The organism is Ruania alba, assembly GCF_900105765.1.
Taxonomy (GTDB): Bacteria; Actinomycetota; Actinomycetes; order Actinomycetales; family Beutenbergiaceae; genus Ruania; species Ruania alba.
The window spans coordinates 793,727-812,525 of the sequence record NZ_FNTX01000002.1; the positions used below are offsets into that span (position 1 = coordinate 793,727).

The window sequence follows — 18,799 nt, forward strand, 5'->3', positions numbered from 1 at the left end:
CGTCTAGTGTCGGTGCGAGGCCGTGTGCACGGGTGAGGTCATCCGTCGTTACATGCCTGCCCCGTCACTTATGCTCGGTACCCCCGAGTGTGCATCGCAAGGAAAGTAGGGCCGAGATCGTGAAGTTCAGGGTGGAGCGAGACGTACTGGCTGATGCCGTCACGTGGACCGCACGCACCCTGCCAAGCCGGCCACCCTCGCCAGTACTCGCCGGCGTTCGACTCGAGGCCGACGCCGAAGGCCTGGTGCTCTCCACGTTCGACTACGAAGTCTCGGCGCGGTCCGCCGTCGTGGCTGATGTCGAGGAAGCGGGATCGGTGCTCGTCTCCGGACGGTTGCTCGCCGAGATCTCCAAGGCCCTGCCGAACAAGCCGGTTGAGCTCACCCTTGAAGGCAATCGGGTGACCGTGGTCTGTGGTTCCTCCCGGTTCACGCTGCTGACCATGCCGGTGGAGGACTACCCGTCCTTGCCTGAATTGCCGGATGTGACGGGGTCCATCGCCGGTGATGCCTTCGCCCAGGCGATCTCTCAGGTGACGATGGCTGCCGGCCGCGACGAAACCCTTCCGCTGTTGACCGGTGTGCGCGTGGAGATCGAGGGTGACACCCTGACGATGCTCGCCACCGACCGGTACCGACTGGCGATGCGTGAGATCACCTGGTCCCCGGCCTCCCCGTCGGTCTCACGAGTGGCCTTGGTTCGTGCTCGCACGTTGTCCGACGTGGCACGCAACCTCTCCAGTGCGGGTTCCATCGAGCTCGCCCTGGCTGACGGGGGCGACATCATTGGATTCGAGGCGGGCGGGCGACGCACCACCTCGCTCCTGGTGGACGGGGAGTATCCCCCGGTGCGGCGTCTCTTCCCTGACCAGACCACCACGCACACGGTCACCAGCACGCATGAGCTGGTCGAAGCCGCCAAGCGTGTGGCCCTGGTCGCCGAGCGGAACACTCCGATCCGGCTGTCCTTCTCCGAAGGTCAGGTGGTCCTCGAGGCCGGTCAAGGTGACGATGCGCAGGCGTCCGAGGTACTCGAGTCAACCTTGGTCGGTGAAGAGATCTCTACTGCCTTCAACCCGCAGTACCTGCTGGATGGGCTGAGCGCGTTGAACACCGACTTCGTCCGGCTCTCGTTCACGCACCCGTCGAAGCCTGCAGTGATGACCGGCCAGGATAGTGCCGACAGCACCGACCACGCCGAAGAGTTCCGCTATCTCTTGATGCCGATCCGTTTCGGCGCCTGAGCTCCCTGCACCCCGCGCAAAGGATCCACAGATGCACCTCGGAATCGTCGGGCTCGGCAAGATGGGCGGGAACATGCGCGACCGCCTGCGCGCCAAGGGGCATCAGGTCACGGGGTACGACCAGGATCCGGCACTGACCGATGTCGACTCGATCGGTGCGCTGGTCTCCGCCCTCGATGGCGACCGTCGCATCGTGTGGGTGATGGTTCCGGCCGGGGACATCACCGAGTCCGTGATCGCCGAGCTTGCTGATGCTCTCGGCGAGGGCGATGTGATCATCGACGGGGGGAACTCCAAGTACACCGACGACCTGCGCCGCGTCGATGCGCTCGCGACCCGGGGCATCGGGTACGTCGACGCCGGTGTCTCTGGTGGCATCTGGGGTGAGACCAACGGGTACGGCTTGATGGTGGGCGGACCGGACGACACGATCGAGTACCTCATGCCGATCTTCGATGCGTTGCGTCCTGATGGACCCCGGCACGAGGGATTCGTGCACGCTGGTCCGGTCGGAGCCGGCCACTACGCGAAGATGGTTCACAACGGCATCGAGTACGGCGTCATGCAGGCCTATGCCGAGGGTTACGAGATCCTTGCGGCGCGGGACGACCTGATCAGTGATGTCGGTGCCGTCTTCGAGGCATGGCAGCGTGGAACCGTGGTGCGGTCCTGGCTGCTGGAACTCCTCGTCAAGGCACTCAACGAAGACCCCGACCTCGATGACATCCGCGGCTATGTGGCCGACTCCGGCGAGGGCCGGTGGACGGTCGAAGAAGCGGTGCAGCGTGCGGTGCCGGCTCCGGTGATCAGCGCTGCACTGTTCGCACGGTTCGACTCCCGTCAGGAGGACTCGCCGGCGATGAAGGCGGTGGCCGCACTACGGAACCAGTTCGGCGGGCACGCCACCAAGGCATCCGCCGACGGCTGAAGGGAGTTCGACGGTGTTCGAAACAGGCCATGTACGTCTCTGACCTCGCGCTCACCGACTTCCGCTCCTATCGCGAGGTGCTGCTTTCCCTCGAGCCAGGGATCACCGCCTTCGTCGGCCCGAACGGTCAGGGCAAGACCAATCTGGTCGAGTCCCTGGGCTACCTGTCCACGTTCTCCTCGCACCGGGTGGCTTCCGATGCTGCCTTGGTTCGGCATGGTGCCCCCCGTGCGATCATCCAGGCCAAAATGATGCGCGACGGGCGATCGTCCGTACTCGAACTCGAGCTCGTCTCCGGCAAGGCCAACCGGGCCCGGCTCAATCGGGCTCCCCTGCCACGCACCCGCGAGCTGCAGGGCCTACTGCGTACGGTGGTGTTCGCACCTGAAGATCTCGCGCTGGTGAAGGGCGATCCGGACGGCCGCCGCCGCTTCCTCGATGAGCTGTTGGTGCTCATCAGCCCGAAGCTTGCCGGCGTGCGCTCGGACTATGAACGGGTGGTGCGCCAGCGCAATGCCCTGTTGAAGTCCGCCGCCGGTGCGCGCCGAGGTGGCGCGAGCGGCGATCTGCGCACCTTGGACGTCTGGGACGAGAAGGCTGCGAAGGCGGGGGCGCAATTGATCGCCGCGCGCGTGTCGGTCTTGCATCGCCTGCGTCCGCATATGCAGCACGCCTACGAGCGGGTGAGTTCGGGGCAGAGCCAGGCTGTAGTGCTCTACCGGGCGAGCCTGCAGCAGGCGATGGCGGCAACGGGCGACCAGGAGGGTGCTGGTCCGGACGAAGACGCACTCACCAACCCCGATCTCGTGGAAGCACAACTGCTTGAAGCGATGTCGCGGTTGCGGCCCAAGGAGATCGAACGCGGAGTGAGCCTGGTCGGCCCGCACCGGGACGATCTCGAACTGCGCCTCGGTGACCTGCCGGCGAAGGGGTACGCCTCACACGGGGAGTCGTGGTCCCTGGCGCTGGCGCTCCGACTCGCCAGCTATGAGCTGCTCAAGGCTGACGACTGGGATGCGGACGGCGAACCAGTGCTCATCCTGGACGATGTGTTCGCCGAGCTGGACAGTCGCCGTCGTGCTCGGTTGTCCGAGGTGGTGGCCAGCGCGCAGCAGGTGCTGATCACCTCCGCCGTGGCCGAGGACGTGCCGGAGGAACTCGAGGGGGCTCGGGTGGACGTGATGGAATCGGTGGTCACCCGTGTCCGGTGAACGCCCGGAGCAGCCGCCCGACGGCGACCATCACCTCGGCACGCCGCCTCCCCGTGCGCGAGACGAACCATCCCCCGGTGACGAGCGCGGTGACCTGACTCCCGACGATCCCGACCTAGCCGCTCGCGCCGCGTTGGCGCGCGCCAGGGATGCCGCACGGGCGAAAGGTCTCCGGACCGCGCGCCCAGGGACGCGCCCGGGACGCACCCTCCGCCGTCATGACGGGGTTGCCTTCGAGGCTGCCCCGGGCCACGGCACCGGCCGAGATCCGGCGCCGGTGGGCAACGCGTTGGAAACGCTGGCCACACAGCTGGGCTGGAAGCAGCCGCTCTCGGTGGGCGGGGTGATCGGGCGCTGGCGTGAGGTGGTCGGAGACCAGATCGCCGATCACTGCACGCCGGAGACCTTCGCCGAGGGGGTCCTGGTGGTGCGGGCCGACTCGACGGCCTGGGCCACCCAGATCCGCCTACTCGCTCCGCAGCTCGACCGCAGACTGGCCGAGGAGGTCGGTGAGGGCGTGGTCACCAGCATCCAGGTGCTCGGACCGGGCGGCCCCACCTGGCGAAAAGGGCCGCGGGTGGCCCCGGGCGGGCGAGGGCCTCGTGACACCTACGGGTAGGGAGACCGGGTCCACGACACGAGGGTGTGGATAACGGTGTGGATATTCGTCTGTTCCGGCAGGTGAGGGGTAGAATCGAGGGAACCGCCCGGGAGTAGTGGATCCGCTCCGAGACCACCCGGGCTTGCGCATGCCTGTCTCCCTGCGGGAAGGGGTCCGCGGGGGTGCGCACCGATGACGATAGGAGAGCCAGAAGAACGTGGCTGACGAGACGCTTGAGCCAGTAGCCGGGCAGACCCCCGCCGGATCATCTGGCTACGACGCCAGCAACATCACCGTTCTCGAAGGGCTTGAAGCAGTCCGCAAACGACCCGGGATGTACATCGGGTCCACGGGGGAACGCGGACTGCACCACCTGGTCTACGAGGTGGTCGACAACGCCGTCGACGAGGCGCTGGCCGGCCACTGCGATCATGTGGAGATCACCTTGCTTGCCGACGGCGGTGTGCGGGTGATCGACAACGGGCGCGGTATCCCAGTGGCCATGCACCCGACCGAAGGCCGTCCCACCGTCGAGGTGGTCATGACCGTGCTGCACGCCGGCGGTAAGTTCGGCGGGGGCGGCTACGCGGTCTCCGGAGGCCTGCACGGCGTGGGCATCTCGGTGGTGAACGCCCTCTCCTCGCACGTGATCACCGAGGTCAGCCGGGACGGGTATCACTGGCGTCAGGAGTTTTCCGACGGCGGAGCTCCCCTGGGCGAGTTGACGCGCCTCGAGGCCACCGATGAGACCGGGACGACGCAGACCTTCTGGGCCGATCCGACCATCTTCGAGACCATCGACTACGACTTCGAGACTCTGCGGTCGCGGATGCAGCAATATGCCTTCCTGAACAAGGGCCTGCGCATCACCATCACGGATGAGCGCCGCGAGGACACCGACGACGAGGTGGCAGGTGAGGAGGATCAGGGTGGTGAGCACCAGGATCACTCCCGGTCCGTCAGCTACAAGTACGACCGTGGCCTGCTGGACTACGTCGCGCACCTGAACGCGTCCAAGCGCACTGAGCTGGTACACCCGGAGCCGATCTCGTTCGAGTCCGAGGATGTCGAGCGCACGATCTCCCTGGAGATCGCGATGCAGTGGACCGGGGCCTACTCCGAGAGCGTGCACACCTACGCCAACACCATCAACACCTCCGAGGGAGGAACCCACGAAGAAGGGTTCCGCTCGGCGATGACCACGTTGGTGAACCGGTACGCGCGAGAGAACAAGCTGCTCCGGGAGAAGGACGACAACCTCACCGGTGATGACATCCGCGAGGGGCTGACCGCCGTCATCTCCATCAAGCTCGGTGAGCCCCAGTTCGAGGGTCAGACCAAGACCAAGCTCGGCAACACCGAAGCCCGCACGTTCACCCAGAAGGTCGTCTTCGATCGGTTCGGGGACTGGCTCGAGCGGAACCCGAACGAGGCGCGAGACATCATCCGCAAGGCCATCCAGGCCTCCGCGGCCCGGCTCGCCGCCCGCAAGGCGCGCGAGGCCACCCGGCGCAAGGGCCTGCTCGAAGGTGGCGGGTTGCCCGGCAAGCTGAAGGACTGCTCCAGCCGGGACGCCTCCAGGTCCGAGGTATTCATCGTCGAGGGTGACTCTGCCGGCGGTTCAGCCGTCCAGGGCCGCAACCCGGAGACCCAGGCGATCCTGCCGATCCGCGGGAAGATCCTGAACGTGCAGAAGGCACGGGTGGACAAGGCGCTCGCGAACCAGGAGGTGCAGGCACTGATCACGGCGTTCGGCACCGGGATCGGTGAGGACTTCGACGCCTCGAAGCTGCGCTACCACAAGATCGTACTGATGGCCGATGCCGATGTGGACGGCCAGCACATCTGCACCCTGCTGCTGACCCTGCTGTTCCGGTACATGCGTCCGCTGATCGAAGGCGGCTACGTGTACCTCGCACAGCCACCGCTGTATCGGCTCAAGTGGACCAACGCTCCGCACCAGTACGTGTTCACCGACAAGGAGCGCGACGCGATGCTGGCCGAAGGATTGGCGAAGAACCGCCGCCTCCCCAAGGAGACCGGGATCCAGCGGTACAAGGGTCTGGGCGAGATGGACTACAAGGAGCTGTGGGAGACCACCATGGATCCGGACACCCGCACCCTGCGCCAGGTGACTATCGGAGAAGCCGCGGCCGCGGACGAGATCTTCTCGATTCTCATGGGCGAGGACGTCGAGTCGCGCCGCTCGTTCATCCAGCGCAACGCCCACGACGTGCGTTTCCTCGACGTCTGAGTAAGGAACTTTCGTGACCGACGACCTCACCCCTATGTCCGACGACGCCGCGGACCCCGTGCTGACCGACCGCATCGAGCAGGTGGACCTGCAGCTGGAGATGCAGCGCTCCTATCTCGACTATGCGATGAGCGTGATCGTGGGCCGCGCGCTGCCCAGCGTCCAGGACGGTCTCAAGCCGGTGCACCGGCGCATCCTGTACGCGATGTTCGACGGCGGATACCGTCCCGACTCCTCGTTCTCCAAGTGCTCACGCGTGGTGGGCGATGTGATGGGTCAGTTCCACCCGCACGGGGACAGCGCCATCTATGACGCCATGGTGCGACTCGTGCAGCCGTGGGCGATGCGGTATCCGCTCGTGGCCGGTCAGGGGAACTTCGGATCCGCCGGGAACGATGCCGCGGCCGCTCCTCGGTACACCGAGTGCAAGATGGCCCCGCTCGCGCTCGAGATGGTGCGCGACATCGACAAGAACACCGTCGATTTCGGTGACAACTATGACGGGAAGACCAAGGAACCCCTCGTCCTGCCGTCCCGGTTCCCGAACCTGCTCGTCAACGGCAGCTCGGGGATCGCCGTCGGGATGGCCACGAACATTCCCCCGCACAATCTGCGGGAGGTCGCCGACGGCGTGCACTGGCTGTTGGAGAACCCGGAGGCAACGCCCGAGGAGCTGCTCGCCGCACTCCTGCAACGCATCAAGGGGCCGGACTTCCCGACCGGAGCCCAGGTGCTCGGCCTGCGTGGCATCGAGGACGCCTACCGCACCGGTCGCGGGTCGATCACGATGCGCGCCGTGGTGGAGGTCGAGGAGCTTCAGGGTCGCACCTGCCTCGTGGTGACCGAGCTGCCGTATCAGGTCAACCCGGACAATCTTGCTGCCAAGATCGCCGATCTGGTGCGCGATGGCCGGATGCAAGGAATCGCGGACATCCGGGACGAGACCTCGGGCCGCGCGGGCCAGCGCCTGGTGATCGTGCTCAAGCGGGACGCCGTGGCGAAGGTGGTGCTGAACAACCTCTACAAGCACACCCAGCTGCAGGACAACTTCGGCGCGAACATGCTCGCGCTGGTGGACGGCGTGCCTCGTACCCTCAGCCTGGATGCGTTCATCCGGCACTGGGTCGCCCACCAGATCAACGTGATCGTGCGGCGGACCGAGTTCCTGCTCAAGCAGGCCGAGGACCGGATCCACATCCTGCGAGGGCTCATCAAGGCACTCGACGCTCTGGACGAGGTGATCGCGCTGATCCGGCGCTCGCCCACGGTCGACGAGGCACGGACGGGTCTGCGCGAGCTGCTCGACATCGACGAGATCCAGGCGAACGCCATCCTGGAGATGCAGCTGCGGCGTCTGGCCGCGCTGGAGCGGCAGAAGATCCTCGACCAGTTCAAGGCGTTGGAAGCCGAGATCGCCGACTACAAGGACATTCTGGGATCCCCTCCGCGGCAACGCCGGATCGTCGGCAGTGAGCTCAGCGAGATCGTGGACAAGTACGGCGACGAGCGCCGCTCCACGATCCTGCCGTTCGACGGGGAGATGTCCATCGAGGACCTCATCCCGGAAGAGGACGTGGTGGTGACCATCACCCGTGGTGGGTACGCCAAGCGCACCCGCACCGACAACTACCGTGCCCAACATCGCGGCGGCAAGGGGGTGCGCGGGGCGCAGCTGCGCGGCGACGACGTGGTGGACCACTTCTACGTGACCACCACGCACCACTGGTTGCTGTTCTTCACCAACCTGGGCCGCGTGTACCGGGCGAAGGCGTACGAGCTGCCCGAGGGCGGCCGCGACGCCAAGGGCCAGCACGTGGCGAACCTGCTGGCGTTCCAGCCTGGTGAGCAGATCGCCCAGGTACTGGACCTGCGCGACTACGACCAGGCCGAGTATCTGGTGCTCGCCACCAAGAGCGGCCTGGTGAAGAAGACCCGGCTGAGCGAGTACGACTCCTCCCGCACCGGCGGCGTGATCGCGATCAACCTGCGCGAGAACGACGAGGGTGCAGTCGACGAGGTCGTGGCGGCCCGGCTGGTGAACTCCGACGATGACCTGCTGCTGGTGTCCCACAAGGGTCAGTCGTTGCGGTTCACGGCCACCGACGAGGCGCTGCGCCCGATGGGGCGGGCCACCTCCGGGGTGACCGGGATGAAGTTCCGTGACGACGATTCGCTCCTCTCCCTCGACGTGGTCCGGGAGGACTCGGACCTGTTCGTGGTGACCGAAGGTGGCTTCGGCAAGCGGACCCGGGTCAGTGAGTACCGCGTGCAGGGACGTGGCGGTCTTGGTATCAAGGTGGCCAACCTGGTCGAGGCACGTGGCGACCTCGTCGGCGCCCTGATCACCGGCTCTGACGATCAGGTGCTGGTCATCATGGAGAAGGGCAAGATCGTGCGCACCGCGGTCTCCGAGGTGAACCTCACCGGTCGGAACACCCAGGGCGTCACCTTCGCCAAGCCGGACCCCGGTGACCGGATTATCGCGATCGCGCGCAATGTGGAGGCGGCGGTCGAGGCTGAGGTCGAGGAGATCGAAGCAGACGCCCCGGGCGATGCACCTGTGGATGGTGTGTCGTCTGATGGTGGAGCTTCGGTGACCGAGCCCGGTGAGAGTACCGGTGACGGGAACGATGGCGTACCGTCAGGTCGAACCGGTGAAGGGCAGGAAGAGAGCTGATGAGCGAGCAGACGCCGAAGACGGGTACTCCGCCTGTCCGCACCTCGACCAGGTCTTTCAGTCCGACGGACCGCCCGGCCTCCGTGCCGCCGTCCACCAGTCCCGATACGCCGACGACTCAGCAGCCCGCACAGCAGCAGCCGGCACAGCAGCGAGCGAGCAGCACGGCTCCCGGCGGAGCAGGTGCGGGTGCAGGGAATGGTGGCGGGAACAGTGGAGCCAAGCCGTCCCCGGGGACGCCGGTGAACGAGAAGAACGACACCGGACCACGGCGGGTGCGCCTGGCAGTCTCCCGGGTCGACCCCTGGTCGGTGATGAAGCTGGCATTCCTGCTCTCGATCGCGGTCGGGATCGGGATCGTGGTGGCCACCGCCGTGGTGTGGGGCGTCCTCAACTCGATGGGCGTGTTCGCCCAGATGCAGGGACTCATCGAAGAGGTGGGCGCGATGGCCCAGTTCGGCGAGCTGCTCGAATACCTCGAGTTCTCCCGGGTGCTCTCGGTGGCGACCGTGATCGCGATCGTGGACGTGGTGCTACTGACTGCGCTCGCCACGCTCGGGGCCTTCGTGTACAACCTGGTGGCGGCCATGGTGGGCGGGCTGCATCTGACCCTCACCGACGACTGACCGTGCTCAGCGCGCCGGCGCAGACGTGATCTGTTCCACGTCGATTCGTTTTGGAAGCGGCGGGCGCGCTGGGGTAGTCTCTGGGGGCGCCCCGGCGGTCAATCGCGGGGCAACGGGCCTATAGCTCAGACGGTTAGAGCGCTTCCCTGATAAGGAAGAGGTCGCTGGTTCGAGTCCAGCTAGGCCCACGTCGTATGCCAGGAGGGAGTCACCGTGAAAAAGGCACTCATTCTCCTGGTCGTGGCCGCCGGTGGATTCCTCGCGTGGCGCAAGGTCGCGGAAGAGCGGGCTGTGCGCAACGCGTGGGCCGAGGTCACCGACCCGCTCGACTGAGCGCCGTCTCGTCGTGGCGAGCAGTATCCTGAGCAGTACCCCCGAGGGGCCATGGCGCAATTGGTAGCGCACCTGCTTTGCAAGCAGGGGGTTACGGGTTCGAGTCCCGTTGGCTCCACAGAGATTCACCAGAATCGACACGTACCCTCCCCGTAGGCTTCTGAGCCATGGGTGAGGTTGCGGCTGACTCGCTGTATGAGACGGCATTTGTTCCGTCGTGGGACGCGAGTGGTCCGATTGGGCACGTCGTCGTGCGGCGCCTCGATGACCGAGCCACGGTGGCCGAGATCGCGGTGAATGATGAGGACGCTCCTCGCGCCGCACTGACTCGGGCCGAACACGAGCTGCGCGGTCCGAGTGTCACCTTTGAATAGGCCTGGGGAGTGTCGGCTGAGCGTGCGGCGGATCCTGGTCCGGACGTGCACCGCCGGCATGGCGATGAGCAGCATCGAGAGCCCGAGGCGGGCGAACGCATCGAACGCAAGGATGAGCGGATCACCCTCCTGCCCGATCCCGAGGATGTCTTTGCTGCCGACCAGCGCTGGCTCGGCCGCGTGCTGCACCCCCTGGTCTCCATCGACCTGAGCGCGATCGACCCCGCGTGGAGCGGACGCGTCCGTCCGAGGCTTCGCAATCTCTATGCCGAGGCCACACGGCAGTATCAGGGCACGAAAGCCAGGTATCAGCGTCTCGGCTCGCTGGTGTGGGGTGACGAGGACGATCCGAGCCGACAACGGCATGGATGAGGCACCGACCTCGCGCTGGTGGACCAGCTGGGCGGGGAACCCGGCTACGGCAACTGGACCCAATGCCCGCCCCCGCCAGGCCTCCAGCTGGACAGTCCCGACACGACTGTGCCGGTGTTGCGTCTCGCCGACGGCCGGCCGTCCACCTCCGTGGCCGCCACTGCGGGGTACCCGTGGCGGCATCACGGGGCTGACGCAATTCTGACGTTCTACGAGCCGACCACGCGGACGGTCGTGCTGACCTTCGACTGGGGCTGAGGGCACTCCAGAAACAGAATATAGACACTATGTACAGATTTGGGCGATTCGTCTACGATCGCGATCGTGAGTACGGCTGATCGAGTCTTCGAGACGGCGCGCGCGATGGTGCCCGGGATCGCCGCCACGTTCGGTCGATCGTGCGAGGTGGTGCTGCACGACTACCGGAGTCCGGAGCGTTCGGTGATCGCCGTCGCCGGCAACGTGACGGGCCGGCGCATCGGCGACCCGATGAGCGACATCGGACGGCGGGTGCTCGCAGCGGGCGACGCCGCGCGCACGGAGGAGAACTACCTCACCCGTACTCCGGACGGCACGGTGCTGAAGAGCACCACCATCCCCCTGCGTGACGACGACGGAACGCTCCTCGGTGCCCTGTGCATCAACGTGGACGTGACAGCACTCGCGCGGGTGAGGGACGCCGTCGGCGATCTGATCGGGGCGGCCGAGCCGGGTGCAACCGGTGACCCCCCGGTGACGGCGTTCACCCCCGACCTCGCCGCGAGCACCGACAGGATCGTCGCGCAGCACGAGCGGGCAGTAGGTCTGCCGGCGAAGGGATTCGACCGGGCACGGCGGCTGATGGCGATCCACGACCTTCGAGACGCCGGCGTGTTCGAGTTGCGTGGCGCTCCGGGTACGGTCGCGGCCCGATTGGGGGTCTCGCGTGCCGGGCTCTACAACGACCTGCGCACCATCAGGGAGGCGCCGGATGCTGCGACGGCACCAGAGCTCGTCGATGAGGACCTGGACTCACGGAGGACACCACCATGACGACCCTGCAGGCCCCGGACACGCCCTTCCTCGCGCTCGACGTCGACCGGGTGGATGCGAACATCGCGCGACTACGCCAGCACCTCGACCTGCTTGGCACTCCGCTGCGCCTGCACGTGAAGACGGCGAAGTCGGTGGACGTCGCGGCCAGGGCGTTCGGTGGCGGCACCGGTCCGATCACCGTCTCGACCCTCGCGGAGGCGGAGTACTTCGCCGATGCCGGCTGGACCGACATCCTGTATGCGGTGGGTCTGGACCCGCACAAGCTGCCGCGGGCACAGGCACTTGTTGAGCGCGGCGTGGATCTCACCATGTTGCTGGACAGCATCACCCAGGCGGACGCACTCGTGCAGCACTGCCGTACTCATGGGGTCACGATTCCTGCACTGATCGAGATCGACTGCGACGGGCACCGTGGCGGGATCCGCCCGGACAGTGCTGACCTGATCCCGATCGGACGACGGCTCGCTGATGCCGGCTGCCTCCGTGGCGTGCTCGATCACGCCGGCGAATCCTACTTCGCCACCACAGCGGATGATCAGCGGGCCGCGGCCGGCGTGGAGCGGGTCACGGTCCTCGACGCCGCCGACCGGTTGCGTCAGGCGGACTTCGCGTGCCCGGTGGTGAGCGTGGGATCGACCCCGACGGCGCACGCCACCGCTGAGCTGACCGGCGTCACGGAGGTTCGGGCCGGCAACTTCGTGTTCTTCGACCTGGTCATGGCCGGGATCGGGGTGTGCCGGGTGGCCGACCTTGCACTTTCAGTGGTGGTGACCGTGATCGGGCATCACGGCAACGAGGGGATCTTCACCGATGGCGGATGGATGGCCACCTCCCGCGACCGCGGCACCGCGCAGCAGGCGGTCGACCAGGGGTACGGGCTCGTTGCTGACATCGACGGAGTGCTGATCCCCGACCTGCTGATGGTCGGAGCCAGCCAGGAGCACGGCGTCCTCTCGATCCGACCAGGGAGCTCCCGAAGGCTGCCCCATCTGCCGATCGGGACCCGCCTGCGCATCCTGCCGAACCATGCGTGCGCCACCGCTGCCCAGCACAGCCGGTACCTCGTTCATCATGGTGGGAGCACCGACGTCGTCTCGCAGTGGCCGCGCCACAACGGGTGGTGAACCGATGTCGGTGGCCGGTCCTAGGGTGACTGCCCATGGGACGCATCCTCTTTGACACCGCGACCACCATCAACGGATTCATCGCTGACGAGCAGAACTCCCTGGCGTGGCTCTTCGCCGTCGACGGGGGTGAACACCCAGACGAGGGCCTGTTCCCCAGCGGCGCGCGCGTGCTGGTCGAAGGCTCGACCACGTACGAGTGGCTCCTCGAACACGAGGACATCCTCGCCCACCCGGAGAAGTGGAGGGAGTTCCACGAAGACCGACCCGCCTTCGTGTTCACCACCCGCGATCTGCCCGTGCCCGAGGGCGCCGACGTACGGTTCGTCTCTGGCTCCGTCGCCGACGCACTCCCTGCGATCCGGGAGGCAGCGGGCGACGGGGACATCTGGGTGGTCGGCGGAGGCGACCTCGCCGGCCAGTTCCTCGACATCGGTGCACTCGACGAGATCGCACTGTCCGTCGCACCGGTGGCACTGCCCGGTGGAGCGCCGCTGCTGCCACGCCGGATCGAATCCGATCGTCTGCGCCTGAAATCGGCCGCGGCCGTCGGGCAGTTCGCGCGTGTGGTGTACGAGGTGCAGACCGGCTGACCTCGCGGTGTTCAGCGGGAGGACCCGCGCTCCACCAACTGAACGGGCGCGATCAGGTGCTCGGCCGCCGTCGGGGGCGAAGGGCTCATCCGGGCCTCCAGCAGACGGATGGCCTCGGTGATGATCCACTCGTTCCCGGGGTCGATCGTGGTCAGACCCGGACCGATGTGCGCCCCTAGGCGGAGGTTGTCGAAGCCGACCACGCGGACATCCTCGGGTACGCGACGGCCCGCATCGGCCAATCCGGCGAGTGCACCGATGGCCACCTCATCGGTCACGCAGAACATCGCGTCGATCGTCGGATCCTGTTCGACCGCGCGTGCCACCGTGCGGCGCGTGACCCCGGTATCGATGAACTCCAGTTCCAGGAGCAATCGCGGATCGACCTCCACACCGCGTGATTGGTGTGCCTCCACCCAGCCGGCAGTGCGTGCGGACTGCATTCCGTCGGTGGGCTCACCGTGCCGGCCGCCGACGATCATCACGTGCCGTGCGCCCCGGTCGAGGAGATGCTCCGTCGCAAGGCGGGCGCCGGAGACGTTGCCCATCATGACGTGGTCGAAGCGCGCCGGGACCTCCTTCTCTCCGAGCAACACCACAGGGAGCGAGTCGCGGATCCGGTTGACCTCCGCGTTGCCCAGCCCCACCACGCTGAGGATGGCGCCGTCGTACTGATGTAGCCGCGCCAGCGACAAGGCGGCGAGTTCCCCCTCCTGGCTGGCGCTACTCTGCTCCACCACGAGGTGACGACCACGATCGATGACGGCGTCTGCCGCTATCGCGCCGAGCTGACCGAAGTAGGCGTGGTCCAGTCGCGGCACGATCAGCGCGACCGTGCCGCTCGAGCCCGAGCGTAACTGCTGCGCGGTCAGATCGACCTGATAGTCCAGCTCGGCCATCGCTGCCAACACACGCTCACGCGTGCCGGGGCTGACCTGAGGGCGCTGGTTGACGACGCGGGAGACCGTCATCATCGACACGCCCGCGAGCCGTGCGACGTCGCGGATCGTCGGCATCGGCTCCTCCTGATTCGGCCGCATCGGCGCTCCGCGCACCATTGCACCACACCAGGCGCGCCAAACACCCGCCTATTTCCGCCGGTGCTACGGCTGTCGAGGCGACGCTGTCGACCTCCGCACCCTCAGGTGCACATCTTCTTCCACCTGTACCGATTCGGTGCGTCCCCCGATCCGTTCCAGAAGGAGCCGGACCGCTTCGCTCCCGATCTGCGACCCGGACTGGTCCACGCTGGTGAGCGAGACCATCGGATGACTGGCCATCGTGATGTCGTCGTAGCCGACGACGGAGACATCCTCGGGACCGAGTCCCGCTGCTGCGATCGCGCGGAGGCTGCCCATGGCCAGCGTGTCATTTCCGGCAAAGATGGCGGTCGGCGGGTCATTCGTCGTGAGCAGTTCCGCGGTCACCGTCTGGGCCTCGAGCTCGTCACCGCCTGTATACGTCACCTGTGGATCCAGTCCCCGACGGCGCATGTGGTCGATGTAGACCGCGCGCCGGATGGAGTGTGGCTCCAGATCCGACCGGTGCCAGTTCGTGGGGTCGTTGATGATGGTCTCGTGGTGGATGGCCTCCGTCGTCAGGTGTGTGATGCGACGGTGCCCGAGGTCGAAGAGATGCGTCATGACCTGATCCGTGCCGGAACGGTCCGCCCCGGTGACCGTGTCGTAGTGCGTGGAGACGTCGTGGCGGCCGATGATGACGACGGGAATCCGGTCGCTCAGGTCCTCCAGCCACGACTCGCCGACCATCGGCGAGATGGCCATGATCCCGTCGACCTGACGATCGGCGAGGCTTTGCAATGCTGCGCCGGCCTCGCTCGGTCTCCGGATGGGGGCCACGACCAACTGATAGGGAGTCGGAGCCAGAGCATCGAGGGCGCCTTGGACGATCATGGTGAGGAACTCGTTGCTCACCTGGGCGATCTCAATTCCGAGCGTGTACGAGGTGCCGCGCATCGCCCGGGCGGCGATGCGGGGCCGGTAGTCCAGGCGCGCGATCGCCGCCTCCACGCGGGTCCGCATCTTCGGACTCACGCCGTAGGCGTTGCGGATGACCTTGGAGACGGCGGCCTTGGAGACCCCTGCTGCGTCTGCCACGTCCTGGATCGTGGCGTTCCGAACTGTCCCACGCGCAGGGCCAGAGTTGGGTGAGGGCACGGCGTCGCGCAGCACGGACTCCCCATCTCTGTCGACGGCGTCCGGATCGCTGACCATAGATCACAGGTTAGTACCAAAAGTGTAGACCGGTTGACGAAGAGTCGGCAGACCACTTATCGTCGATCGTGAAAGGATTCAGTGAGCGAGCAGAACGTGCTGTCGCTCCGTCTTTGCGAGGAGGCAAAGTGATGAACCCCAGCTCTTTCCGACGTCGTCGTCTCGGTGTGGGAGCCGCATCGGTCGCCGCCGCAGCGCTCGTACTGTCCGCATGCTCCGGTGGTGGCAGTGACGACGGCAGTGTCGAGATCACGTTCTTGTCCACGTCAGACGAGGACAACACCGCACTCGCAGAAGCGCTGATCGAGGCGTTCGAAGCCGAGAACCCGGACATCACCGTCAACTTGGACGGTCGGCCTGGAGGCACCGAGGGTGACAACCTCATCAAGACCCGGCTGGCCACGGGCGAGATGGCCGAGGTGTTCAACTACAACTCGGGATCGCTGTTCCAGGCGCTGAACCCCGACCAGAACCTGCTGGACCTGAGTGATCGACCCTGGGTGGAGAACCTGACCGACGACTTCACGAGCGTGGTGAGTACTGAGAACGGGATCTACGGCGGATCCTACGGAAGCTCGTTCGCCGGCGGCATCGTTTACAACGGTGCGATCTACGATGAGCTCGGTCTGGAGGTCCCTGAGTCGTGGGACGACTTCATGGCGAACAATGAGGAGATCGCTGCGGCGGGTTATGACCCGATCGTCCAGACCTATGGGGACACCTGGACCAGCCAGCTCTTCGTGCTGGGTGACTACGCGAACGTGCATGCGGCGGATCCGGAGTGGGCGGAGCAGTACACGGCGCACGAGCGCTTCTACGCCGACGAGCCGGCGCTCGCGGGATTCCGCCACCATCAGGAGGCCTACGAGTCCGGCTACTTCAACGAGAACTATCCGTCAGCGACCTTCGAGGACGGTGGCGCGATGCTCGCCGAGGGAACTGGCGTGCACTACCCGATCCTCACCACGATCCTCAGCTCGATCCGGTTCAACCACCCGGACGCCGTTGAGGACATGCGCTTCATGGCAATCCCGGCCGATGACCCGGCGAACACCTCGGCCACGATCTGGCAGCCGGACGGTCTGTACGTCCCGAACAGTGTCGAAGGTGCCGAACGCGACGCCGCGCTCGCATTCGTCGACTTCGTGACCGGACCCGACGCGTGCTCGGTCTTCATCGAGGCGGTCAACCCCACGGGTCCGTATGTGAATGGTTGCGAACTGCCGGCGGATGTGCCGCCGTTGGTGCAGGACGTGCAGTCGTACTTTGATGCGGGGAACACGGCGCCGGCGTTGGAGTTCCTCTCCCCGATCAAGGGCCCGAACCTGGAGAACATCACCGTCGAGGTCGGTTCCGGCATCCGGGATGCTGAGGAGGCTGCGGCGAACTATGACCGTGACGTGGAGAACCAGGCGCGTCAGTTGGGTCTCGAGGGCTGGTGACAGCTGAGGCCACCGAGGTGCGGGCCAGCAGGGTTCGTCAGGCCCGCACCTTGGGTGTTGCTCGTCATGCGTATCCGCTGTGGTTCTACCTGCCTGCGGCGGTGTTGTTCCTGGTGTTCTTCGCAATACCGACCTTCGCCTCGTTCTACTTCAGCCTCACCCGCTGGACGTTGTTCGACCAGGAGTTCATCGGGCTTGAGAACTACATCCAGTTCTTCCGTGAGCCGCAGCTGTACCAGAGCTTCATCAACACCTTGATCTACGGGTTCGTCACCTCGGGGCTGAAGGTCGTGATCGGGTTAGCGTTGGGGGTGCTGCTGACCTCGGCGCTGGTGGGTCGTAACTATCTGCGGTCGGTGATCTTCTTCCCGGTGCTGGTCTCCACGATCGGTGTGGGGATCATGTTCAAAGCACTGCTGGACCCCTTCGATGGTGTGGTCAACGGCGCCTTGGAGGTGCTCGGGATCACCGGTCCGGGATGGCTGACCGACCCGAACCTCGCGCTGTTGACGATCGCCGGGATCGATGTCTGGAAGGGGCTCGGGATCGCGTGCCTGATCTATATCGCCGGGCTGGTGGCGATCCCGAGTGAGTACTACGAGGCCGCCCGGGTTGATGGGGCGAGCAAGTGGGCGGTGTTCAAGAGCATTACGTTGCCCCTGGTCAAACCCGCGACCGGGACGGTCATCATCCTCTCCCTCATTGGCGGGCTGCGGTCCTTCGACCTGATCTGGGCCACCACCGGTGGCGGACCCGGCTTCAGCTCGGACGTGATCGGGTCGGTCATCTACAAGCAGTACCAGGCCGGCTTCTACGGCCTCTCCACCGCCGGCAACGTGGTGCTGTTCCTCGTGGTGACCGCGATCATGGTCCCGATTTCTTTGATGTTGAACCGCCGGGAGGTGGAACAATGAGGCGCGAACGGGTCATGCGGTGGGTGATCGGGATCGGGGCCGTGGTGGCGTCGATCGTGATCTTTATTCTGCCGTTTGCGTTCATCGTGATTCAGGCGATGAAGACGCGGCAGGAAGCGTCGGAACTATCGTTCACCTGGCCGAGCCAGCTGGCCTTCGTGGAGAACTTCATCGAGGTCATCACTCAGCGTGATTTCATCGTGGCTCGAGCGTTCGTGAACTCGACCGTGCTGACCGTGGTGAGTGTGACGTTCTTGGTGATCATCGCGGCGATGGTCGGGTATGTGATGCAGCGGCGTGCGTCGAAGATTCGCACGGTGGCGAACTTCTTCGTCCTGGCTGGTCTGATCGTGCCGCCCGCGGTGGTGCCCACGGTGTGGGTGCTGCAGACGGTGGGTCTGTTCGGCACGCTGCCGGGGTTGATCCTGATCGAGATCACCTTCGGTCTCGCGTTCTCGATCCTGTTGTTCCGGGCGTTCGTGTCCACGATTCCACGGTCATTGGATGAGGCGGCGATCATTGATGGGGCGAGTCCGTTCCGGATCTTCTTCGGGGTGATCCTGCCGTTGATGAAGCCCACGGTGGTCACGGTGATCGTGGTGCAGGCGGTGCAGATCTTCAACGATTTCGCGAATCCGTTGTACTTCCTGCCCGGTGATGACAATGCGACCGTGCAGCTGACGTTGTACAACTTCCAGAGTCAGAGCAATAACCAGTGGAACCTGTTGTTCATGGATATCCTGCTCATCACGATTCCGCCACTGGTGATGTATATCTTCTTCAACCGCCAGATTGTCGCCGGTATGACTGCCGGTGCTGTGAAGGGCTGATCAGCAA

Annotated in this window: 17 protein-coding genes and 2 tRNA genes; 17 read left to right on the forward strand and 2 right to left on the reverse strand. The window is 65.8% G+C overall.

The window, feature by feature from the left end:
* Positions 1-119 precede the first annotated feature (119 nt).
* The 14 genes from dnaN to BLU77_RS14135 all read left to right on the forward strand — a co-directional run bounded on the left by dnaN (position 120) and on the right by BLU77_RS14135 (position 13,372).
* Positions 120-1,244, forward strand: a complete 1,125-nt coding sequence (dnaN, locus tag BLU77_RS14065) for a DNA polymerase III subunit beta (RefSeq protein WP_089773729.1) — start codon at positions 120-122, stop codon at positions 1,242-1,244.
* 31 nt (positions 1,245-1,275) lie between these two features.
* Complete coding sequence (gene gnd / locus BLU77_RS14070) at positions 1,276-2,172, forward strand: phosphogluconate dehydrogenase (NAD(+)-dependent, decarboxylating) (RefSeq protein ID WP_089773730.1); 897 nt, start codon at positions 1,276-1,278, stop codon at positions 2,170-2,172.
* 29 nt (positions 2,173-2,201) lie between these two features.
* Complete coding sequence (gene recF / locus BLU77_RS14075; RefSeq protein ID WP_089773731.1) at positions 2,202-3,383, forward strand: DNA replication/repair protein RecF; 1,182 nt, start codon at positions 2,202-2,204, stop codon at positions 3,381-3,383.
* A gap of 94 nt (positions 3,384-3,477) precedes the next feature.
* Positions 3,478-4,002, forward strand: a complete 525-nt coding sequence (locus BLU77_RS14080; RefSeq protein WP_217632554.1) for a DciA family protein — start codon at positions 3,478-3,480, stop codon at positions 4,000-4,002.
* Between the two features lie 199 nt (positions 4,003-4,201).
* A complete protein-coding gene (gene gyrB, locus BLU77_RS14085) occupies positions 4,202-6,238 on the forward strand; it encodes a DNA topoisomerase (ATP-hydrolyzing) subunit B (RefSeq protein WP_089773733.1) in 2,037 nt (678 codons plus the stop codon).
* A gap of 34 nt (positions 6,239-6,272) precedes the next feature.
* Positions 6,273-8,915 (forward strand): DNA gyrase subunit A, encoded by a 2,643-nt coding sequence (gene gyrA, locus BLU77_RS14090; RefSeq protein ID WP_089775803.1) that lies wholly within the window; start codon positions 6,273-6,275, stop codon positions 8,913-8,915.
* A complete protein-coding gene (locus BLU77_RS14095) occupies positions 8,915-9,541 on the forward strand; it encodes a DUF3566 domain-containing protein (protein ID WP_089773734.1) in 627 nt (208 codons plus the stop codon). Before gyrA ends, BLU77_RS14095 begins: the two co-directional genes overlap by 1 nt.
* Before the next feature lie 114 nt (positions 9,542-9,655).
* Positions 9,656-9,729: transfer RNA gene (locus BLU77_RS14100), tRNA-Ile, on the forward strand.
* Between the two features lie 25 nt (positions 9,730-9,754).
* Positions 9,755-9,874 carry a DLW-39 family protein gene (locus BLU77_RS22390; RefSeq protein ID WP_217632463.1) on the forward strand — a complete coding sequence of 40 codons (120 nt, stop codon included), beginning with the start codon at positions 9,755-9,757 and terminating at the stop codon, positions 9,872-9,874.
* 45 nt (positions 9,875-9,919) lie between these two features.
* Positions 9,920-9,992: transfer RNA gene (locus BLU77_RS14105), tRNA-Ala, on the forward strand.
* Positions 9,993-10,257: 265 nt separating this feature from the next.
* Positions 10,258-10,620 (forward strand): hypothetical protein, encoded by a 363-nt coding sequence (locus BLU77_RS14115; RefSeq protein WP_139177780.1) that lies wholly within the window; start codon positions 10,258-10,260, stop codon positions 10,618-10,620.
* A gap of 324 nt (positions 10,621-10,944) precedes the next feature.
* Complete coding sequence (locus BLU77_RS14125; RefSeq protein ID WP_217632464.1) at positions 10,945-11,652, forward strand: helix-turn-helix transcriptional regulator; 708 nt, start codon at positions 10,945-10,947, stop codon at positions 11,650-11,652.
* A complete protein-coding gene (locus tag BLU77_RS14130) occupies positions 11,649-12,779 on the forward strand; it encodes an alanine racemase (RefSeq protein WP_089773739.1) in 1,131 nt (376 codons plus the stop codon). The genes BLU77_RS14125 and BLU77_RS14130 overlap by 4 nt, the downstream gene beginning before the upstream one ends.
* A gap of 35 nt (positions 12,780-12,814) precedes the next feature.
* Positions 12,815-13,372: a dihydrofolate reductase family protein gene (locus tag BLU77_RS14135; RefSeq protein WP_089773740.1), complete on the forward strand. Its 558-nt coding sequence runs from the start codon at positions 12,815-12,817 to the stop codon at positions 13,370-13,372.
* Between the two features lie 11 nt (positions 13,373-13,383).
* On the opposite strand, the gene BLU77_RS14140 is transcribed toward BLU77_RS14135, so the two are convergent.
* On the reverse strand, positions 13,384-14,388 hold the full coding sequence (locus BLU77_RS14140) for a LacI family DNA-binding transcriptional regulator (RefSeq protein WP_089775806.1): 1,005 nt from the start codon (positions 14,386-14,388) through the stop codon (positions 13,384-13,386).
* Positions 14,389-14,475: 87 nt separating this feature from the next.
* Positions 14,476-15,606, reverse strand: a complete 1,131-nt coding sequence (locus tag BLU77_RS14145; RefSeq protein WP_089773741.1) for a LacI family DNA-binding transcriptional regulator — start codon at positions 15,604-15,606, stop codon at positions 14,476-14,478.
* Between the two features lie 131 nt (positions 15,607-15,737).
* Here BLU77_RS14145 and BLU77_RS14150 point away from each other — a divergent pair, with 131 nt between their 5' ends.
* The 3 genes from BLU77_RS14150 to BLU77_RS14160 are packed head-to-tail and all read left to right on the forward strand — an operon-like array spanning position 15,738 to position 18,792.
* A complete protein-coding gene (locus tag BLU77_RS14150) occupies positions 15,738-17,048 on the forward strand; it encodes an ABC transporter substrate-binding protein (protein WP_089773742.1) in 1,311 nt (436 codons plus the stop codon).
* 17 nt (positions 17,049-17,065) lie between these two features.
* Positions 17,066-17,962, forward strand: coding sequence for a carbohydrate ABC transporter permease (locus BLU77_RS14155; protein ID WP_425441233.1), 897 nt, complete (start codon positions 17,066-17,068; stop codon positions 17,960-17,962).
* Complete coding sequence (locus tag BLU77_RS14160; RefSeq protein WP_089773744.1) at positions 17,959-18,792, forward strand: carbohydrate ABC transporter permease; 834 nt, start codon at positions 17,959-17,961, stop codon at positions 18,790-18,792. Before BLU77_RS14155 ends, BLU77_RS14160 begins: the two co-directional genes overlap by 4 nt.
* Positions 18,793-18,799: the final 7 nt, after the last annotated feature.